General features: G+C 41.5%; 19 protein-coding genes. 12 read left to right on the top strand and 7 right to left on the bottom strand.

The features are described from left to right. Positions 1–8: 8 nt before the first annotated feature. The 7 genes from aat (ABJG98_RS09140) to ABJG98_RS09110 all read left to right on the top strand — a co-directional run bounded on the left by aat (ABJG98_RS09140) (position 9) and on the right by ABJG98_RS09110 (position 8783). Positions 9–644: a leucyl/phenylalanyl-tRNA--protein transferase gene (gene aat, locus ABJG98_RS09140; protein WP_348279200.1), complete on the top strand. Its 636-nt coding sequence runs from the start codon at positions 9–11 to the stop codon at positions 642–644. Positions 645–745: 101 nt separating this feature from the next. After that, positions 746–1393 (top strand): leucyl/phenylalanyl-tRNA--protein transferase, encoded by a 648-nt coding sequence (gene aat / locus ABJG98_RS09135; RefSeq protein ID WP_348279199.1) that lies wholly within the window; start codon positions 746–748, stop codon positions 1391–1393. A gap of 254 nt (positions 1394–1647) precedes the next feature. Continuing rightward, a complete protein-coding gene (locus tag ABJG98_RS09130; RefSeq protein WP_348279198.1) occupies positions 1648–2520 on the top strand; it encodes an alpha/beta hydrolase in 873 nt (290 codons plus the stop codon). 221 nt (positions 2521–2741) lie between these two features. Continuing rightward, positions 2742–5645, top strand: a complete 2904-nt coding sequence (locus tag ABJG98_RS09125; RefSeq protein WP_348279197.1) for a GH92 family glycosyl hydrolase — start codon at positions 2742–2744, stop codon at positions 5643–5645. Between the two features lie 4 nt (positions 5646–5649). Next, a complete protein-coding gene (locus ABJG98_RS09120) occupies positions 5650–6627 on the top strand; it encodes a N(4)-(beta-N-acetylglucosaminyl)-L-asparaginase (protein ID WP_348279196.1) in 978 nt (325 codons plus the stop codon). Further along, a complete protein-coding gene (locus ABJG98_RS09115) occupies positions 6620–7873 on the top strand; it encodes a sugar MFS transporter (protein ID WP_348279195.1) in 1254 nt (417 codons plus the stop codon). Before ABJG98_RS09120 ends, ABJG98_RS09115 begins: the two co-directional genes overlap by 8 nt. Before the next feature lie 4 nt (positions 7874–7877). Next, complete coding sequence (locus ABJG98_RS09110) at positions 7878–8783, top strand: ROK family protein (RefSeq protein WP_348279194.1); 906 nt, start codon at positions 7878–7880, stop codon at positions 8781–8783. Between the two features lie 187 nt (positions 8784–8970). Here ABJG98_RS09110 and ggt read toward each other — a convergent pair whose 3' ends face one another. Continuing rightward, on the bottom strand, positions 8971–10668 hold the full coding sequence (gene ggt, locus ABJG98_RS09105; RefSeq protein WP_348279193.1) for a gamma-glutamyltransferase: 1698 nt from the start codon (positions 10666–10668) through the stop codon (positions 8971–8973). Positions 10669–11079: 411 nt separating this feature from the next. Between ggt and ABJG98_RS09100 the strand changes: the two genes are divergently transcribed. The 3 genes from ABJG98_RS09100 to ABJG98_RS09090 are packed head-to-tail and all read left to right on the top strand — an operon-like array spanning position 11080 to position 14164. Continuing rightward, positions 11080–11880 carry a hypothetical protein gene (locus ABJG98_RS09100; protein WP_348279192.1) on the top strand — a complete coding sequence of 267 codons (801 nt, stop codon included), beginning with the start codon at positions 11080–11082 and terminating at the stop codon, positions 11878–11880. 48 nt (positions 11881–11928) lie between these two features. Beyond that, positions 11929–13086, top strand: a complete 1158-nt coding sequence (locus ABJG98_RS09095; protein ID WP_348279191.1) for a tetratricopeptide repeat protein — start codon at positions 11929–11931, stop codon at positions 13084–13086. A gap of 25 nt (positions 13087–13111) precedes the next feature. Beyond that, positions 13112–14164 carry an amidohydrolase family protein gene (locus tag ABJG98_RS09090; RefSeq protein WP_348279190.1) on the top strand — a complete coding sequence of 351 codons (1053 nt, stop codon included), beginning with the start codon at positions 13112–13114 and terminating at the stop codon, positions 14162–14164. Here the strand turns inward: ABJG98_RS09090 and ABJG98_RS09085 are convergent. From ABJG98_RS09085 to ABJG98_RS09075, 3 genes are all read right to left on the bottom strand, one after another. Further along, a complete protein-coding gene (locus ABJG98_RS09085; protein WP_348279189.1) occupies positions 14161–14625 on the bottom strand; it encodes a nuclear transport factor 2 family protein in 465 nt (154 codons plus the stop codon). The two genes, ABJG98_RS09090 and ABJG98_RS09085, sit on opposite strands and share 4 nt — an antisense overlap. Continuing rightward, the gene (locus tag ABJG98_RS09080) at positions 14622–15320 is read right to left on the bottom strand and encodes an NAD-dependent deacylase (RefSeq protein WP_348279188.1); all 699 of its coding nucleotides are present in this window, start codon (positions 15318–15320) and stop codon (positions 14622–14624) included. Before ABJG98_RS09080 ends, ABJG98_RS09085 begins: the two co-directional genes overlap by 4 nt. Positions 15321–15390: 70 nt before the next feature. Further along, positions 15391–15870 (bottom strand): hypothetical protein, encoded by a 480-nt coding sequence (locus ABJG98_RS09075; RefSeq protein ID WP_348279187.1) that lies wholly within the window; start codon positions 15868–15870, stop codon positions 15391–15393. A 233-nt stretch (positions 15871–16103) separates the two neighbouring features. Between ABJG98_RS09075 and ABJG98_RS09070 the strand changes: the two genes are divergently transcribed. Then, a complete protein-coding gene (locus ABJG98_RS09070; RefSeq protein ID WP_348279186.1) occupies positions 16104–16616 on the top strand; it encodes an outer membrane beta-barrel protein in 513 nt (170 codons plus the stop codon). A gap of 253 nt (positions 16617–16869) precedes the next feature. On the opposite strand, the gene rsmG is transcribed toward ABJG98_RS09070, so the two are convergent. The 3 genes from rsmG to ABJG98_RS09055 all read right to left on the bottom strand — a co-directional run bounded on the left by rsmG (position 16870) and on the right by ABJG98_RS09055 (position 19364). Next, complete coding sequence (gene rsmG, locus ABJG98_RS09065; protein ID WP_348279271.1) at positions 16870–17448, bottom strand: 16S rRNA (guanine(527)-N(7))-methyltransferase RsmG; 579 nt, start codon at positions 17446–17448, stop codon at positions 16870–16872. 150 nt (positions 17449–17598) lie between these two features. Continuing rightward, positions 17599–18210 (bottom strand): sigma-70 family RNA polymerase sigma factor, encoded by a 612-nt coding sequence (locus tag ABJG98_RS09060; RefSeq protein WP_348279185.1) that lies wholly within the window; start codon positions 18208–18210, stop codon positions 17599–17601. Further along, entirely contained in the window at positions 18198–19364 is a 1167-nt protein-coding gene (locus ABJG98_RS09055) for a glycosyltransferase (RefSeq protein ID WP_348279184.1), read from the bottom strand. Before ABJG98_RS09055 ends, ABJG98_RS09060 begins: the two co-directional genes overlap by 13 nt. On the opposite strand from ABJG98_RS09055, the gene tgt reads away from it, so the two are divergent. After that, the gene (tgt, locus tag ABJG98_RS09050) at positions 19364–20494 is read left to right on the top strand and encodes a tRNA guanosine(34) transglycosylase Tgt (protein ID WP_348279183.1); all 1131 of its coding nucleotides are present in this window, start codon (positions 19364–19366) and stop codon (positions 20492–20494) included. The genes ABJG98_RS09055 and tgt overlap by 1 nt on opposite strands.

Raw genomic sequence — 20494 nt, 5'->3', positions numbered from 1 at the left:
GCTTCTGCATGCCAATTTATCGACTCACAGACGATCTTATTTTCCCACCTGTACAAGGCGCAGAAGATGGTATTGTGGCCGTAGGTGGAGATCTCCTGCCTGAGCGATTGATGATCGCTTACCATTCTGGCATTTTCCCTTGGTATAGCGAAGGAGAACCCATCATCTGGTGGAGCCCTGACCCTAGGTTTGTATTGTTTCCTGATCTGCTGCATATCTCTAAATCCATGAGACGTGTATTGAATAGTGATGAGCTGAAAGTAACCTTCAATCAGGATTTTGAAGGAGTAATTGCCCAATGCAAGAAGGTGCCCAGAGAAGGTCAGAAAGGCACATGGATCACCGATGAAATGCAATTAGCCTATATCCGTCTATATGAACTTGGACATGCTAAGTCTGTAGAAGTGTGGAAAGGTGAAGCGCTTGTAGGGGGAATGTATGGTGTGGATATGGGAAAGGTCTTTTGCGGTGAATCCATGTTTTCGTTGGTAAGCAATGCGTCAAAGCTGGCCCTGATTCGGTTCATTCAGGAGTTTCAAAAAGAAGGTGGACAGCTATTCGATTGTCAGGTACATTCTGAACATTTAGTTAGTATGGGAGCTGAGAATATCGACAGAACGGAGTTTCTAAAATATCTGGGATAGATAATCCCGTTTTTTAATCAATTCCTATGGTCTCAATGAGTATAAGATTTGTTGTTTTGAGATAAATTGGTCTACATTCCAATTAAAGTAAAACAACATCAATGGCAACCCATCAATTAACTAACGAATTGTTTTTTCCACCTGTCACAGAAGCTGAAGAAGACGGTTGTGTAGCTATAGGTGGAGATCTGAGTGCTGAGAGACTAATGCTGGCCTATCATTCCGGTATTTTCCCCTGGTATAGCGACGATGAGCCCATCATGTGGTATAGCCCCAACCCGCGCTTTGTGCTATTGCCGGACAAACTCTATGTCTCCAGATCTATGCGTAGTGTCTTGCGAAAAGAAGAATTTAAAGTCACCTATAATGAAGATTTTGAAGGCGTGATTAACTGCTGCAAACAGATGCAAAGAGTTGGTCAGGATGGCACATGGATTACCGAAGAAATGGTCGATGCATATATCGCACTGCATAAATTGGGACATGCTCAGTCAGTAGAAGTATGGAAGGATAAAGAGCTGGTTGGTGGAATGTACGGCATCCACCTCGGGACAATTTATTGTGGCGAATCCATGTTCTCGAAAGTGAGTAATGCTTCCAAAGTAGGTTTAATTCTGTTTATACAGAAGTTCAAGGAAGAGGGTGGGCAATTGTATGATTGCCAGGCATATACGGACCACATGGCAAGCATGGGTGCCGAGCGTATCGAACGGAATGAGTTTCTAAAGTATCTGGACAATGTGAAATAGTGAGTTGCCAGTACTTAGAGATGAGTTATTTCTTTTTCGCTTTTTTCTCTCGCTTCTCAGCTTTTTTTTCCTTTGGCGTTTTAGCCGCTTCTTTTTTTACACTTTTCTGTGCGTTTTTTCCTTTTGCCATGATCGTATATTTCTTTGACCCAAAGATGTATTAAAAAATGAATATTAGCATGCTTTCATTTCAAACCAAAATATATCCATCTTGAGAGAGGTTCCTAGTATACCTAATCATTAGACCCGATTCAATGAATAATCCCACACTGGAAGACTGGTATCAAGATGCATCAACATTTGATTGGAAAGGATATCAGATTGTCTATAAGATTCATGAAAATGAAAACCCCTGGTTGTTATTGATACATGGATTTCCTACAGCATCCTATGATTGGTTCAAAATATGGAAGCCATTAAGCGAGCAATTTTCCTTAATTGCTATGGATATGCTCGGTTTTGGATACTCCGATAAACCCAACCCATATCCGTATTCCATCATGCAGCAGGCCAATCTGGTGGAGGACTTGACCAAACACATCAACGTCAAAGAGTGTCATCTGCTCGCTCACGATTACGGAGACACAGTAGCACAGGAGTTGATAGCCAGACACACCGATGGAAATGGTCTTGATCTGAAAACCGTCTGTTTGCTAAATGGTGGCATCTTTCCAGAATCACATCATCCGTTGCCGATACAGAAAATGCTGATGAGTCCTATTGGGTTTCTTCTGAGTAAGCTGCTCAATCAGAAGAAGTTTGAAAAGAGTTTTGGTCGAATTTTCGGACCAGATACAATGCTCACAAAAGAGGAGCTTAGAACCTACTGGCAGCTGGTATCCAAAAACAATGGCCACCGAATTGCACACCTGATCATAAAGTACATGGGCGAGCGTGTACAAAACCGCGAACGTTGGGTTGGAGCGTTGCAGCAATTCAAACAACCACTTGGTTTAATCAACGGACTGGTCGATCCCATTTCCGGACAAGTGATGGTAGAGCGGTATAGTGAAATCATTTCCAGCGAAAATATCTGGACAATGGATCGAATTGGTCATTACCCACAGGTAGAAGCGCCAGATGAGGTGATGAAGTATTATAGGGAGTTCCTAGGTTGTCATTCCTGATACAGTACGGCGAAATTCAGGAATCCCCCGATTAGATAAGACACCAGCTGTAAGCTCTGGCTGGTGGTTTCTGGAATATTTTCTTCGTCGTGATTTCAGCATTACAGCATAATTCCCAGGATAAAACACCAAATAACCATCCACAATCCCTATTCGGCATATGGAAATCCACCAATTAACCATTTACTGCTTAATCCCATTTTCATTAATTTCCGATCCGTATGAAGAATCGAAACCTAATCGGAACAGCCCTTGCCTGGTTTTTAGCTGGAGCTATGCTCTTTTCGTGCATGCAACAATCTCCAAAAACACCCTTTGAACATGTAAATCCCTTCATCGGAACGGGCGGTCATGGCCATACATTCCCGGGTGCTACCATGCCTTTTGGGATGGTTCAGCTCAGTCCGGATACTCGACTGGAAGGCTGGGACGGTTGCTCAGGTTATCACTACACTGATTCGGTCGTTTATGGTTTTAGTCATACACATCTGAGTGGGACAGGCATTCCAGATTATGGAGATGTGCTACTCATGCCATTCACAGGAGAAGTTTTTTACAACAATGGTGCAGATGGCGAGCCAGGCTATGGTTCTCCATTTTTAAAGGAAACCGAAGTAGCTGAGCCTGGCTACTATGCAGTCAATCTGAAGGCTGATGATATCGCTGTGCAACTCACCACCGCTAAGCGTGTGGGCTTTCATCAATATGATTTCAATGGAACAAAAGATCGTCAGCTAATCATCGACCTGACGCATCGGGATGAAGTGTTGCTGTCAAGTCTCAAGCAAGTAAATGACTATGAACTTTCCGGCTTTCGCCACAGCAAGGCCTGGGCACAAAAGCAGTACGTGTTCTTTAGAATCATCTTTGATCAACCGATTCAATCCATGGAATATGGCGGAGAAGGCAGTGGTGTGAAAGCAGCAGTTTCATTTGGCAACGGCGATCAGCTAAAAGTGAAAGTGGCGATTTCTGCAGTAGATGAAATAGGCGCGAAGAAAAATTTGGAAGCTGAAATACTTGATTGGAATTTTGATGATGCAAGGAATGATGCTCGTCAGGCCTGGGAGGCACAACTAAACAAGGTCAATGTTGAAGGCGGAAGCAATCAGCAAATGGAGGTGTTTTATACAGCTTTGTATCACACCATGATTGCTCCAAACCTCTACCACGATGTGGATGGGAGATACCGTAGCACAGATTTGGAAGTGCACCTGGATACAAGCTTCACCAATCATACAGTATTCTCTTTGTGGGATACATACCGCAGCACGCATCCACTCTACACAATCATTGAGCGCGACCGCACCTCCAGTTTCATTCAAACGTTCCTTAAGCAATATGAATATGGTGGTAGACTACCTATGTGGGAATTGGCCGGCAACTATACCGATTGCATGATAGGCTACCATGCAGTCCCCACTATTGCGGATGCCTACATGAAAGGAATCGCTGGTTTTGATACAGAGAAGGCGCTGGAGGCCATGATCCACAGCTCCATGCAAAATCGATTGGGAATCGATGATTTTCGTACGTCTGGATATATCCCATCGGATGTAGAAGCAGAAAGTGTTTCCAAAACACTCGAGTACGCCTATGATGACTGGACCATCGCAGAGATGGCCAACAAAATGGGCAAGCCTGAAATAGCAGCTGTCTACTATCAACGTGCACAGAATTATAAAAATGTGTTTGATCCAACAACCGGATTCATGCGTGCCCGGAACAACAACCGCTGGTTCTATCCATTCGAGCCAGCAGAGGTGAACTTCAATTACACGGAAGCAAATTCGTGGCAGTATAGCTATTACGTACCTCAGGATGTGGAGACATGGATTGAGCTATTGGGTGGTGACGAAGCAGCGGAGCAAAAGCTGGACGATATTTTCTTAGCCAGCTCAGAAACAATGGGACGGGAGCAGGCAGATATCACTGGGCTGATTGGCCAATACGCACATGGTAATGAACCGAGTCACCACATTCCATACCTCTACAATTTCGTTGGGCGATCAGATAAAACACAAAAACTAGTTCGCCAGATCATGGATGAATTGTATTCTGATCAACCAAACGGACTTTCCGGCAACGAAGATTGTGGACAGATGTCATCCTGGCTAGTAATGAGTGCGATGGGATTCTATCCGGTTACGCCAGGAAGTACAAAATATATATTAGGCAGTCCGTGGTTTGAAAAAGCGACCATCAATCTGGAAAATGGAAATCAGTTTGTGATAGAAGCAAACGGCAATAACCCTGATAATATGTATGTAGCCACTGTAGATTTGAATGGTGCAGATCATCCATTTTCTTTCATTACTCACGAGGATATTATGAATGGGGGAAAATTAACCTTTACTATGCGGTCCAAACCATCGGAATTTGGGAGCAAAAAAGAATACCGTCCAATTTCAAAAATTGATACCGAAGCAATCGCTATTCCGGCTTTAGAAACGGGAAATCATGCATTTATGGAAAGCACAGAAATAACGCTATCTACACCTACTTCGAATGCTAACATTTACTATGCGTTCACCGCTGGTGGACAAGCGAAAGAATATGAAGTGCCGTTCACAATAGATCGATCTACTGATCTGTATGTGTGGGCAGAGAAAGGGGGAAAGGAAAGCTTGAAAGCTAAGAGTTCTTTTTACAAAATCCCGGAGAAGCGAAGCATTAGTTTAGCAACAGTGTATGCGAACCATTACACCGCTGGCGGAAATATGGCCTTGATTGACTTCATTCGCGGAGGTGAGGACTTCCGTACAGGTTCCTGGCAGGGATATGAGGGAGTGGATCTTGAAGCTGTGGTAGATATGGGAAAAGTGAGCAACTATACCGTAGCAAAGATTGGGTTCTTGCAAGATGAAAACGCCTGGATTTTCTTGCCTACAGAAGTGAGATTCTATGTTTCCAACGATGGTGAAAATTTCGAAGAATTGGGTGTGGATAGCAATGACATTTCATACAAAGAGAAAGGAGCCATTCTGAAAGACTTTAAAATCAATCGACCCTTCAATGGGAGATACATTAAAATAGTAGCCAAGAATCGAGGCGTTTGTCCACCTGATCACAAGGGAGCGGGAGGAAAATCCTGGATTTTTGCAGATGAAATCGTAATCAACTAAACCGATGAGTACCAGAAGAAAATTCTTAAAAAACTCACTCGCAGCAACAGCAGGAGTGGGTTTGGTTGGCACAGCATGTGCGGAAACTAGTCAAACTACGGTTGTCCGTTCAAATAAGCCTAAAGCACTCAGTACCTGGGTGCATGGAATAGAAGCCAATGAGGAAGCAATGCGTGTCATGGCTGAAGGAGGAAACGCATTAGATGGTGCTGAAAAGGGTGTGATGGTAGTGGAAGCCGACCCCAAGGGTAGTTCAGTAGGCTTAGGTGGATTACCAGATAGAGATGGAAATGTGACTTTAGATGCATGCATCATGGATCATGAAGGAAACGCTGGATCGGTGTGTTTCTTGCAAAACATCAAGCACCCAATTGCGGTAGCACGAAAGGTGATGGAGGAAACTCCACATGTAATGCTAGCCGGTGAAGGCGCTAAGCGCTTTGCATTAGCCCAAGGATTTGCTGAAGAAAACCTGTTGACGGAAAGCTCCAAAAAAGCCTGGGAAGAATGGCTGAAATCAGCAGAATATAATCCAATCATTAATGTAGAAAATCACGACACGATTGGGCTGATTTGTCAGGATACACAAGGCAACCTTTCAGGCTCTTGCACCACGAGTGGACTAGCATATAAGATGCACGGACGAGTTGGAGATTCGCCGATCATAGGCGCTGGCTTGTTTGTGGATAATGATTATGGTGCGGCTGTTGCCACAGGCATGGGCGAACTCATGATGAAGACACTCGGCTCTTTTTTGGTGGTAGAACTAATTAGGCAAGGAGCAGCAGCTCAGGAAGCGTGTGAAGATGCTATTCAGCGGATTGTAGACAAACTGGATTACAAATCTTTCCAGGTAGGTTACCTCGCTATGGACATTGCTGGTAATACGGGTGCTTACGCTATTCATCCGGGTTTTAATTACGCAGAAATGGTCGATGGGAAAAATGAATTAATAGATGCTAAATCGTACTTGAATGGCTAAGCAAAATCACGGAGCCTCCATGTTCTATATGCTGGTCCTTTTCTTCACCTGGGGATTTCTAACTGAACTGGATGGCGCGCTTATTCCCTATTTGAAGGGACTGTTTCAGTTAGGTGACTTTGAAGCTCAACTTGTACAATTTGCTTTTTTCATTGCTTTCTTTTGCGTGAGCCTTCCGTCTTCATGGCTGCTCAATAAGATAGGCTATCATCGAGGTATTGTTGTGGGGTTATTGGTGATGGCATTAGGAAGCTGGCTTTTTTATCCAGCTGCAGCGATCATCTCATATCCATTATTTCTAGGGGCAATATTCGTACTTGCTTCGGGAGTGACTTTACTTCAGGTAGCGGCCAATCCATATGTCGCTCGACTTGGTGATCCAGAGAAGGCTTCTAACAGACTAAATCTAGCGCAAGGATTCAATAGTGTGGCGAAGATGATAGCACCATTAGCTGGGAGCTATTTCATACTTAGAGGGCTCGCGGGTTTGTCTCCCGCAGAGCAAGCAGAATCAGTTCAAATACCATACTTAGTCTTGGGAGCGTTGCTGTTGTTATTGGCTATTATCTTCAGCTTTCTAGCGTTACCAGAAGTAGTAGAAACCCAAGAGGCGTCGGCAAATGAAGAACATCAGAGTGTGTGGAAGCAGCCACATTTAGTCAGAGGAGCAGTGGCTATTTTTCTATATGTAGGCGCTGAGGTCACCATTGCATCTTTTCTCGTGATTTATCTCAGTGAAAATATTTTCCCCAATCTCTCGGAATTTCAGAGTTACATAGCTGGTTTAACTGAGCAAGAAGATCAAATGGCCAGGTTCCGGGAAATAGGAGCGAGATACCTTCCATTTTATTGGGGAGGATTGATGGTCGGTCGATTGTCAGGTTCATATATTTTGAAATTTGTAAGCAGTCAAAAGCTTTTGACCAATGCTTCATTGGTTTGCATTATTTTAATGCTGGTATTTAATATTTCAGATGGCTACTTGGCGATGTGGTTACTGATTGGAACTGGATTATTTCTATCAATCATGTGGAGCAATATATTCACTTTGGCCATTGCAGATCTTGGACCTCTTACTAGTAAAGGATCTGGTATTTTAGTTGCTTCAATAGTAGGCGGAGCTATTATTCCTTTAGTTCAGGGGCTCATTTCTGATAGTTTTATTGGTCGACACAATTCCTTCTTGATTACCATCGTTTGCTTCGCTTATATCGCCTGGTATGGATGGAAAGGATACAAGCATTAAGAGGATGAAGCACTATGTAGGAATAGATATTGGCGGCACGAGCACAACAATAGGATTGGTGTCTGAGGAAGGTATAATTCTGGATCGATTAGTTATTCTGATTGAAGGTTTTGCTTCAGGTCCCATCGAGACTTTTCTGGATGCTATTGCAAATGGTATTCGGGAGCTATCAACTAAATATGGACAGCCAATTGAAGGTGTTGGTATCGGTGCGCCTAATGGAAATTTCTATCGAGGCACCATTGAGTATGCTCCAAACATGCCATGGAAGGATGTGCATGAAGTTGCAGCTTATTTGGAGAAGAAGAATGCTTGTCGCACAGTTCTTACCAATGACGCAAATGCTGCAGCAATAGGTGAGAAGCAGTTTGGAGTAGCCAAAAATTTCAATGACTTTATCCTGATAACCCTTGGAACTGGATTAGGTAGTGGTATAGTATCTGGCGGAAAAATGATTTATGGTCACGATGGGTTTGCCGGAGAGCTGGGGCATTCCATTGTGGTGCCGGAAGGTAGAGATTGCACGTGCGGACGAAAGGGTTGTTTGGAGGCGTATGTTTCCATTCGTGGATTGCTTGAGACGTATCACGATTTTGGAGTTGGCAAAGCTAGCACACCGCAGGAAATCGCCATGAAGGCACAATTAGGTGATGAATACGCGAAAGAGACTTTTGTGAAAACTGGAGAGTGGCTAGGATTGAAGTTAGCTGATGCAGCTACTTATACAAGTCCGGAGGCGGTTATTTTCTTTGGGGGGATTGCTCAGGCGAGTGACCTGTTTTTTCCTTCCCTGAAAGAGACGTTGGAAGCAAACGTCCACAACCTATATAGAAATAAAATTCAGATTATGAAATCCGGGTTGCCATTAAATGATGCAGCTGTGTTGGGTAGTGCTGCGTTGGTGATGTAGTTTTTCATTTAGGCATGTTAATCATCTCAAAAACAATCTCGCTTCCATTCATGAAGTCTTGGTGGCTGAGCAGAGATCCGTCCAGTTTTTTCATTAAGGGTTAAAGTTCCCCATTTTCCACCGTCAAAGTTGTTACCTAGCGCATAATCACTCGATCAGATGGAAATATTGGAGTAGATATCTGTATTTAATAGCCTTCGGCGTAATTATCACCTCTCGAATAATCAGCTCCACCTTCCAGCATACCATCTTCTCTTAGTAGAATGCAGTCCATTCGTCCCATCGCTTTACGCCTTTCGATAGCATGTCCCATCTTCTCTAATTTCTTTAACACCTTAGGATCAATTGGTCTTTCTTCAATCAAAATACGATCAGGTAGCCACTGACTATGCGTTCGCGTTGCATTTACTGCATCCTGCATGCTCATGTCATGATCAATTACGTTTATAATCGCCTGAAATACAGATGTGATGATAGTAGCACCTCCAGGCGTGCCAACAACCATTTTTAGTTTTCCATCCTTCTCCACAATAGTAGGAGTCATACTACTAAGCATCCGCTTCTCCGGCTTGATGGCGTTTGCTTCGCCGCCGACCAGTCCGAATTGATTGGCCACGCCGGGTTTCACGCTGAAATCATCCATCTCATTGTTGAGGAAAAAGCCGGCACCTCTCACATAGACCTTACATCCAAAAAATGAATTTAAAGTGGTGGTAAGAGAAACTGCATTCCCCTCTGGGTCAACGATTGAAAAATGAGTGGTCTCCACACTTTCTATCACCTCAACATCACCTTGCTTAATATCTTGTGAATTGGTTTTCTTTTTAAGCGAGATGGATGAAAATCTTTCTTTGTTGTAAGCCGGATCTAGGAGCATATCAACAGGAACATCGTAGTAGTCAGGATCACCCAGATAGGTTGCTCGATCAGCATAGACCCTTCGTTCGAGTTCAGTCAGGAGATGAATGGTTTGTGCAGTATTGTGACCCATTTTGGTGATGTCATATAGTTCTGCACCTTGCAATAATTGTAAAACAGCAATTCCTCCGCTGGAGGGCGGAGGCATAGAAATAACTTTATGCCCTCGATAATTAGCTGTTACTGGATCGCGCCATTGAGCACTGTAGTTTTTTAAGTCGTCTTCTGATATCAAACCACCACCACGGTGCATTTCTTTCACTATTTGATCTGCTACGATCCCACCATAGAAACCTTCCCTGCCTGTATCCCTAATTTGAATGAGCGTTCCCGCCAATTCCGTGAATTTGACTGTATCACCTTGCAGCCACGCTACTTCTTTCACCAGAAAGAAATCTGATCCATTCACCTCTATAAAATCACCACGTTTTTGATTAAACTCATCGGCTTGATCTTGTGTGATGGTGAAGCCGTAGTATGCCAGGTTAATTGCAGGCTGTAAAAGTTCGGTCAGCGACATGCTGCCGTATCTTTCATGAAGCTTAAGTATGCCATCTACCGAGCCTGGAACTCCGGCAGCTTTATGCCCTTTTGTGCTCAATCCTTCTATGACATTTCCATCAGAGTCAAGAAACATATCCCTCTTTCCTGCCGTCGGGGCTTTCTCTCTAAAGTCGATAGATCCGACTGAGCCATCATTCATTCGGAATACAGCAAATCCACCACCTCCAATATTACCAGCTCTTGGAAATACAACTGCCAATGCAAACTTCACTGCAAGAGCTGCATCAAAAGCATTTCCTCCATTCTTCAAAACTTCCACACCAATTTTCGTAGCTAATGGATGGGCAGAAGATATCATGGCTTGCTCTCCCAAAGGGCCAATCTCAGGTTCCTTCGGAGTGGATACCTGTGTAGACTGACATGCACAAAGAGCTAGCAGGAATAAGATTTTTAAGAACTTCATAGGGTTACGATTTCATTCGAACAATTTTGGTACGCTTACGTTTTCGGTGCTTTTTCTGGTCGTAAGGAAACCAGTGTTTTTTTGGTTTTACCACCTTTACAGTATGTGAACTTGTGCTGCATGCCGGAACAGACATGCACCCAATGAGTATGATCATAGCCAAAAGCAGTTTTCTAAGCATAACAGAATCGAAACTACACAACGACAGATCGCTAAAAAAATCATATTACAAATTCGTTGTAAGAAATTTTATGTAGGCCATTTTCATAAGTAGGTAGTATTCAATGGTTAGCATTTGGATTCGTTAAGTTATTGGTGAATCTGAAATTTTGTTGTTACGGGTCAATTTACTATCTTCATCAGCCCTTAACCAAAATCAGAGCAATCAACCTGAAAACCTAAGCCAGCAAAATGAAAGATTCACCTCGAACTCCAATGGATATAGAAATCCCAAAAGGGTACAGAAGATATAAATTGAAGGGAATAGATCGCGAAATCATCGCAAAAAAGGGAGGGCCAACAGCCAGGCAAATCAAGACGAAAGCATCATACAAAGAGCTTAGAAATAATCAGAAAGAATTTGGGGTAGCGTCAATGATGGCAAAAACATTGCGCCAGTCATTGTCTACAGGAATGTCAGAGATTTGCGAAACATACGTTTCAGGAAAATTGACTGCTCAGTTTCGAAACCTTGCCAAAATGGAAGAAGGGAAGACCGGTACTCGGCCTTTGTTTTTAAGCAAGCACGGTCATTTACTGAATGGCTTTGAATTCAACTCAAAAGCACCATACGAAAAAATATTTGGAGCTAAATATTTTGTGAAGCCAGGATCTCAGAGGGGACAAGTAATTCTTCATTTTCCGGCATTTATACCTGAAAAAACTTTCAAAAGCCCGAATGGAGTCACAAATTTTAAAATCACAGCTCGTTTAATCGCCCTGTCAGATTATCAGTTTGATCAAAAAGCTGGTGGCTATAAGCCACTAAATAAAGATCTGCATGGAAAGTATGGAACGTACGAAAGTTCCATGTTACCATTACTTAAGATTCCTACAGAGCCAATGACTGGAATGATCTCCATTGATAATAGAATTATCCCAGAAGGTACCGGACTTTTTCTAGTCATGGCAATTAGTTTTTACAAATTAGAAGGCGGAAAGTTCGAACATTTGTGCAAAGAGAGCAGCATGCAAATTCAGCGCGTGTTATAACCTAAAAGAGCTAAGGTTCGTTCATTTCTTTGAAAATCCTACAACCTTATGAAAGCTCTTATCTCATTCCTATTAATATGTGGAGCATTTGAAGTTTTTTCACAAGACTATCATGATCAGGCAAGAGCCAAGTTCAATGAAAATGATTTAGACTCGGCACGTTTTTTTATTGATAAAAACCTTACTCGAAAGCCTGACGCTGATGACTATTTTTTGAGTGCAATGATTCATGAAGCTCAGAACAAAAGCCTTAGAGCCTTAGCCGATTATGAAGCCGTCATTCAAAAAGATCCCAGCAATCTGGAGGCTTACTTTCAAAAAGGAGTCATTTATTACAACTCAGCAAGTACGGATCAAGCGATCAAGGATTTTACATATGTGATAGAAAATCAAAGTGGGTCTGAAACTCGAGCCATCTATTATGGTAATGATCCTTTCGGATCTAAAGGCACCTTTTTAACAACCCTTCAATCAATGATTAGTCGAGTTCATCAATATCGAGGGATGGCTTATCAAAAAATGGGCAATTGGAATGCAGCTCTAAGTGATTTTTCACAAGCTTTTGCGTACGATTCCCTGGCCGACTGCTTTGTAAACAGATCCCAACTATATGTGAAAATGGGTAGAGAAGCGGACGCCATCAAAGACTTGAAAGAAGCTATTCGCTTAGATTCATCAAACTATCACGCCTGGTATAATTTGGCTATTTTAGATGAGGAAGCTCAGCTTCCAATGTCATTATTGACCAATCAAGAATTTACTCCGATGCTCAACTTAGTAGGCGCCAATGCCTATGAGAGTGGAGAGTTTGATTTAGCGGCCATGTATCACACTAAAGCTATAGAAGCTAACCCAGAAGATGACCTGGCTTATATCAATCGTGGTAAAGCGCTATTAAGAACCGGGGCGTATGGTCAAGCACGACAGGATTTTATTAAAGCATTACAGCTCAACTCAACACGTATGGAAGCTTTTTATTTAATAGGCAACTCGTTATTTCACGAGAAAAAATACAAGGAGGCAATTGGATTTTATGAGCAATATTTATCACTAGACGCTGGTTATGAAAATGTATGGTTTAATGCGGCGATGGCTTATTTAAACATGAAAGAACCAGAAAAATCCTGTCAATATCTTCAAAAGGCAAGCCGACTTGGAATGAAGCAAGCGGACGATATGATAGGAGAACATTGTGATAGCCAATAGGTGATTTTCTTTTTACCTTTGTAAGATGGCAAGTCAAACAAGTTTGAAAATTGATATGCATACGCATATCCTTCCTCACAGTATTCCAAATTTTGCTGAAAAATTTGGTTATGGAGATTTCATCCATCTGCTTCATCACAAGCCAGAGGCCGCTAGGATGATGAAAGGTGATAAGTTTTTCAGAGAGATACAGTCAAATTGCTGGGATGAAAAAAGGAGAATAGAGGAGTACAAGAAGTTTGATACCCAAGTGCAAGTAGTATGCACTATTCCGGTCATGTTTAGTTATTGGGCAGATGCACATGATTGCCTTGATCTTTCCATGTATTTAAATGATCATATTGCTCAAGTTGTAGATGAAAATCCAAAACACTACATCGGACTCGGGACTGTACCTATGCAGGATCCGGAATTGGCAGTTAAAGAACTAGAACGACTTAAGAAGCTGGGAATTCCCGGTGTTCAGATTGGATCTAATATCAATAATCACAACCTAAGCAAACCACGTTTCTTCGAATTTTTTGAAGCATGTGAAAGTTTAGGAATGGCCATATTGGTTCATCCTTGGGAGATGATGGGTAAAGAGTACATGGAAAAGTATTGGTTGCCTTGGCTAGTCGGCATGCCAGCAGAAACGGCACGAGCAGCTGCATCTATGATTTTTGGGGGAGTTTTTGAAAGGTACCCAAAGTTGAGAGTTTGCTTTGCTCATTCGGGTGGATCTTTGCTGGCAACAATCGGTCGATTGGAGCACGGTTTCAATTGTCGGCCGGATTTGGTAGCTGTTCACAACGATGTAAATCCACGAGAATACTTGGGTAAATTTTGGGTAGATAGCATTACTCATGATTCGACTTACCTCAAGTATGTTATTGATTTGATAGGGTCGGAGAAGGTATGTCTAGGATCAGATTATCCATTCCCGCTTGGGGATTTAGAAATTGGTCAGTTCATAACTGAAATGGATCTGCCGCAAAAAGACCTGGATAATATATTTTACCAATCCACACTGGATTGGTTGGGTCTGAGTGAAAGCAAGAATAAGAAACTCCTGAAAGTATTGATGGAGGAAGATTAATTCTCCTCCATATATTTATCTAGTGATTTTCGGGCCATTTTACGAACCTTGCCTTTAAGGATAGGTGTCCAGCCTAGTAGAGCACCAGGCAGCCCAAGCGCCATTTTGGACCATCTCCAAAAATTAAAATGATCAGTGTGTTTAATAATCAAGCCATCTTTGAATTCCATAGTAGCATGAATAATGTTGTGAACCGTGTTGCCGGTTTTTGAAAATTCATAATCTGCCTCCCAAATACACTGCGCCATTTCTTCATCGCCCATGACAGAATCGTATGTGATCTCAAGGTTACCTTTTGATCGTTCAATCAGCATTGCCCACATGGCAGTTACTTCTTTCCAATTCAAGTTTTGAAATGCGGGATCATTAAATACCACTTCTTTGTGATAGCATTCAGCCATTATTCTAGCATCATGGGCTTGAAAAGCCTTATAGAATTTTTCCAAGGTATTCTTACTCATAGGTAATTTTCAATTAGGTATTCTTTCACTTTTGGCAATCCGGTGCTTGCAGCTTCCTCAAATAGATGAAAATTGGTATCATCAGCTATTGCAGGTAGTTTAGGATCTACAATGAATTTAGGTATTTCCGGACTTATAAAGTCAATAAGGCCAGCCGCGGGATACACAACTAAGGATGTTCCTGCTACTATAAAAATGTCGGCAGATAAGACTTCTTGCATAGCTGGCTCCATCATTGGTACCGCTTCACCAAACCAAACAATGTGTGGACGCAGTTGTGAGCCTTTCGCACATTTATCTCCCTCCTTAAGTTCCCAACCTTCCAACTCATATACTAATTCATGATCTAATGTGCTTCTGACCTTGCTTATTTCTCCATGAAGATGCAATACTTGAGTACTTCCCGATTTTTCATGTAATGCATCAATGTTTTGTGTGATGATTACGACCTCAAAATATTTTTCCAGATCGGCAAGTGCATAGTGTCCTTGGTTGGGTTTGACTTCTTGCGCTTGCTTTCGTCTTTGATTGTAGAAATCAAGGACTAAAGCACGATCACTAGCCCAGGCTTCTGGTGTAGCAACCTTAGTTACATCATGGCCTTCCCATAGCCCTCCAGAATCCCTGAACGTCTTTAATCCACTTTCGGCGCTAATTCCCGCTCCTGTTAAGACTGCTATCTTTTTTCTTTTCATCAAAGACAGTTTTTAGTAGAAATAAAAAAGCCTTGATCGTTCAACCAAGGCTCTAGTGACATTTTTTTACTTAAAAGGTGTATAGCACACCAGCTTTTAAAGTGAAGCCAAACGGATCATTTGCACCATCTGGTTTAGCCATATTATAATTGAGTGCCGACGAGATTCCAATATTACTAGTCATTGGGAAGATGGCTCCAGCTCCTAAGCTAATGCCAAGGGTGCTATCCACATCACCGCCAAGGCTGGAAAGACCGGCTGTTCCGTACACTTGAGTAGACCCTGTTACAAAATAGTAACGATAATCAATGCCAAGCACATTTGTTGTAAAACTATCTTTAGTGTATGAATAGTACTCCAGGGAGCCAGACATTTCACTTTTGAATAGGTATTCAATATTTGCCCCAAATCCAATGGTACCATCACCGCCAAACGGACCTGCACCAAATCCTAAGCCAGCACCGGCTCTAACGTCTCCCTGACTTTGAGCGACTGAAATGAATGACATACATGAAAAAGCTATAAAAATTAGTAAAATCTTGAGTTTCATAATCTAAGTTGTGTTTAGTGAGTTTTATAAATCCTATTAAATATAGGTCATCTAATGACAAGGTAAAAAAATATAAAAGCATAGGTTTTTTATTGAAAAGCTATCTAATTGATAATGAGGCACGTATTTGGATAATTACATAAGCGGATAAAATACCCACATGGTGGTATTTCATACTTCGCTAGGTATGCCTATATTGCACCCATTGTACAACCAAATTATTTATTAATCCTATGAAAAAATTTACTATCCTTTCATTGTTTGCTGCATTCGTACTTTTCGGATTCTCTGCAAACGCACAAGAGCAAGGTGACATCAGAGTTGGTGCCGGACTTGCTATCGGAACAAAAGCTGGTGTTGATGATGACGGTTCAGAGAAACTTGGACTTGGAATCAATGTTGGTGGTGAGTACCTTATTACTGATGTTATTAGCCTAGCGCCTAGCTACACGTTCTTCTTCAAGAGCTCTGTAGGTGGTGTTGATTTTTCTCTTAGCGCAATTAACGTAGATGCAAGATATTACTTCGGTGATAGCGGTGTTTACGGTCTTGCTGGTTTTTCTTCAGTGAAAGCTAAGGCTGAATCAGGCGGATTTTCTGCTTCTACTACTGAAGGTGGACTAAACATTGGTGCTGGTATTATGTACCCACTTAGCGATAACCTATTCGCTAACGGACAAGTTAAATATGCTACACCTGGTGATGGTCAACTAGTGATCAACGCTGGTATAGCTTTCGCATTCTAAGTATACCTTAGATAAGAAACTAAAAACCCTTCCATTTGGAAGGGTTTTTTTTTGGCTTGTATTTTAAATTCAGTCATCAAACAGATATTCAATACAAAATGAACAATTTCTCTCTTCATACTTTTTATGATTTGCATGGCTGGGTTTGCGGTACTAAAGCACTAAATCTGAGTGGAGTTTCAGACTATACTTTTAGTACCAATGTCTGGGAAAATTAAGAAACTCCTTTTTTCAATATGAAAAAGTTTTTTCCTTAATGTACCGGCACATAAATAATTTTCTTTGTTTCGAAGAACTCCTCAGTGAAGTAATCTGAAAGGTCTTTCTCGATATATCGGCGGCCAAACTCTTTCATTTCCTGAGTAAGGTCGCCACCTTTTAGAAAGATCATGCCATTGTCTAGTTCATTTCGTTGCTCCTGGCTTACTTTCTGGTGCGCCCAGATAAACAGCTGTTTGGTCTGAGCTACAGCTCTTGAAACTATGAAATCAAACTTGCCAGTTACTTTTTCCATTCGTTGATGCTCCGCAGTAAGGTTTTTAAGGTCAATGGCATTCGCTACTTCTTTCACAACTGTAATTTTTTTCCCAACAGAATCTACCAAATGAAAGCCGCACTCAGGATACCAGATAGCTAGAGGAATGCCTGGAAAACCACCTCCGGTACCTACGTCGAGAATTTGGGATTCTGGAGCAAAAGAAATAAACTGAGCAATGGCCAGACTATGCAACACATGACGTTCGTAGAGTTGATCTATGTCCTTTCTACTGACGACATTGATTTTTGCATTCCACTCCACATACAACTCTTGAAGCTGTTTAAACTGTTCGATCTGATTACTGTCTAGATCAGGAAAATATTTATGAATGATTTTGATTTCGCTAGAATTGGGTTTTAGCTGAATTACTTTCAGCTTAAATAATTATGCTACAAAGATTCCAAAATAAATGCGAATGGCAAGATAAGAATGAAAGATCAAGGATTAGATATGTTTCTTTTTATCCTTAACAAGCTCGTACATTAGTTCTCTCGCTCTGTGAAGCTGGGCTTTCACAGTACCGAGAGGTGCTTCTAGTTCTTTAGCAATTTCATCATATGAGAGCTCATCAAAGTATCGCAACTTAACAAGGCGTTGGTATTTAGCTGGCAACTTATCTACGAACATTCGAACCAACTCTATTTTTTGATCCTTGATGGTCTCCTCGTCAGGTGTCAGGTTTTTGTCCTGCACATCAATATTCACTGATTCCCCGCTATCATCAGTAAATGTGCTGTTGAGACTAAAGGTGTTTAATTTTTTCTTTCTAATGAAGTCAATAGCATTGTTTGTAGCAATCCGGAAAAGCCACGTGCTAAAAGTGTAATCCTTCTTAAACCTGCTTAGGTTTTTAAACGCTTTAGCAAATGCTTCAATGGTAAGGTCTTCAGCATCGTCTACATTTCTAACCATTTTTAAGATCATGTGATACACTGGCTTTTTGTAGCGCTGCATCAACTCTGCATAAGCCGCTTGATCTTCACCCTCTGTAGCAAGATCTATAAGCTTAAAGTCCCGCAGAGCTTTATCAGAAAACTGACGATTTAGTTCTTCCATTTAATGTCCTTTTCGAGTTTTGACCACAATGCAATTACAGGAATTAACACTGCGTATAAGATGTCAACGAGCGGAAGCAATATATAGTTGATATTGATTCCCATTTTACCCGCAGCAAATCTATAACTCACTAATTTAATAAATAGGTAAAAAAGGAGCATCGGAAAGAAAAAAGAGTGAGCGGCGGAAAAAATAATCATTACTAAAAATAGTAAATGACTAATATGTGAAAAACCAAGAAAAAGTTGATCTGAAAACTTATAGTTTGCCCCAACTGATAAATGCCTGATTTTCTGATTCCAATACGCTTTCCAATTAGTATGAGGCATTGTGAAGACAAGGTTATCGACACCTAGCATAACCTGGGTGTTGTCTTTGGTTGCATTGCGTTGAATAAATAGATCATCATCACCACCAACAATAGATTTAATAGCTTCATATCCTCCAGAGTTTTTAAAAAAGGATTTTCTTACCGCCATATTCCTACCGACAGCCATGTATGGTTTTCCTCTTAGAGCTCTTGATATATACATGAAAGCAGTCATGAATGATTCAAATCGAATAAAATTGGAAAGGAGTGAGCCGTTTACCCGGTAAGGCGAAATTCCGATTATGATGTTCTTATGGTCGATCATGTGATGACTTATTGAGTTGAGCCAGTTCTTGGTAGCGGGAGCGCAATCAGCATCTGTGAAGACCAACCAATCACCTTTTGTCTTGGTTATTGCTTCATTCAACGCAAATTTCTTTGGATTCCAATTCACATCTACTGTTTGGATTTCTATGATTTTAATTTTCGGGTTATTGAGACTTTCTAAATAGGCTTTACTTAGGTCTGTGCATCTATCCAGAGCAATAATTATCTCAAAGTCTACAAAATCCTGTTCAAGTAAGAGAGGGACAAGTTGTTTAAGATTGAACTCTTCGTTTCGAGCTGCTATCACGACGCTGATTGAATTTGGCTTTCGGCTGGCACCTGATTGATACCTTCTGAATGCAAGTGCAAGGAAAAGCGTAATACCCAGATGGATAAAACCAAATACACACGAAACAATAAAAATCATTTGGTGAAGTAAATAAATCCATTTGGCAATAGGAATACCATTTTGATTTACCGCACAACCAGCTGTTTTAAACTTATTTTTGCGTCCCAATGCAATTTGAATTACAAAATACTGATAGCAAGTCTGCGGCAAGAGCTGGTATTGTAAAAACGGCACATGGAGAGATTCAGACTCCTATATTTATGCCAGTAGGCACGGCAGGCACTGTAAAGGCGGTTCATCAGCGAGAGCTTAAAGATGATATTAAGGCACAAATCATTTTAGGCAATACATATCATCTCTACATGAGACCGGGCCTTGATATTGTAGAGCAGGCAGGAGGATTGCATAAATTCAATGGCTGGGATCGTCCGATCCTGACGGATAGCGGCGGTTACCAGGTGTATTCATTGGCCGATAACCGAAAAATTGTTGAGGAAGGTGTTCATTTCCAATCACACAAAGATGGAAGTCGACACTTTTTTACACCTGAAGGTATCATGGATATTCAGCGTATCATTGGAGCAGATATCGTGATGGCTTTTGACGAATGTACGCCATATCCATGTGCATACGATTACGCGGAAAAATCTATGCACATGACCCACAGATGGCTCGATCGTTGTGTGAATCGATTTGATGAAACAGAAGGTAAATACGGGTTTGATCAAACGCTATTCCCAATTATACAGGGAAGTGTTTATAAAGACCTCCGTACACAATCGGCAGAATACATAGCCAGCAAGGATCGTGAAGGGAATGCGATTGGAGGATTGTCTGTAGGCGAACCAGCGGAGGATATGTATGCCATGACAGATCATGTGTGCGGCATCTTACCGAAGGATAAACCGAGATACTTGATGGGCGTTGGAACTCCAGCTAATATTTTAGAATGTATTGCACTTGGAGTTGATATGTTTGACTGTGTTATGCCAACCAGAAATGCCAGAAATGGAATGCTTTTCACCACTCAGGGAATAATCAATATTCGAAACGAAAAGTGGAAAGATGATTTCACTCCCATAGATGATGAATTAGGTGGATATTCGAGTGCTTTCTACACCAAGGGATATTTGAGGCATTTAATTACAAGTAATGAAATTCTTGGCGCACAAATTGCAAGCATCCAAAATCTTACATTTTACCTCTGGCTGGTAGGGGAAGCCCGAAAGCAAATCATAAATGATAACTTCGCGAGTTGGAAAGAAAAAATGGTGAAAAAAGTAAGCCAACGTTTGTGA

Origin of the sequence: Ekhidna sp., from assembly GCF_039960695.1 — a bacterium.
In the GTDB taxonomy this organism is placed as follows: Bacteria; Bacteroidota; Bacteroidia; order Cytophagales; family Cyclobacteriaceae; genus Ekhidna.
Note: the sequence above shows the minus strand (reverse complement) of the source record. Positions and strands in the feature narration are given on the sequence as shown.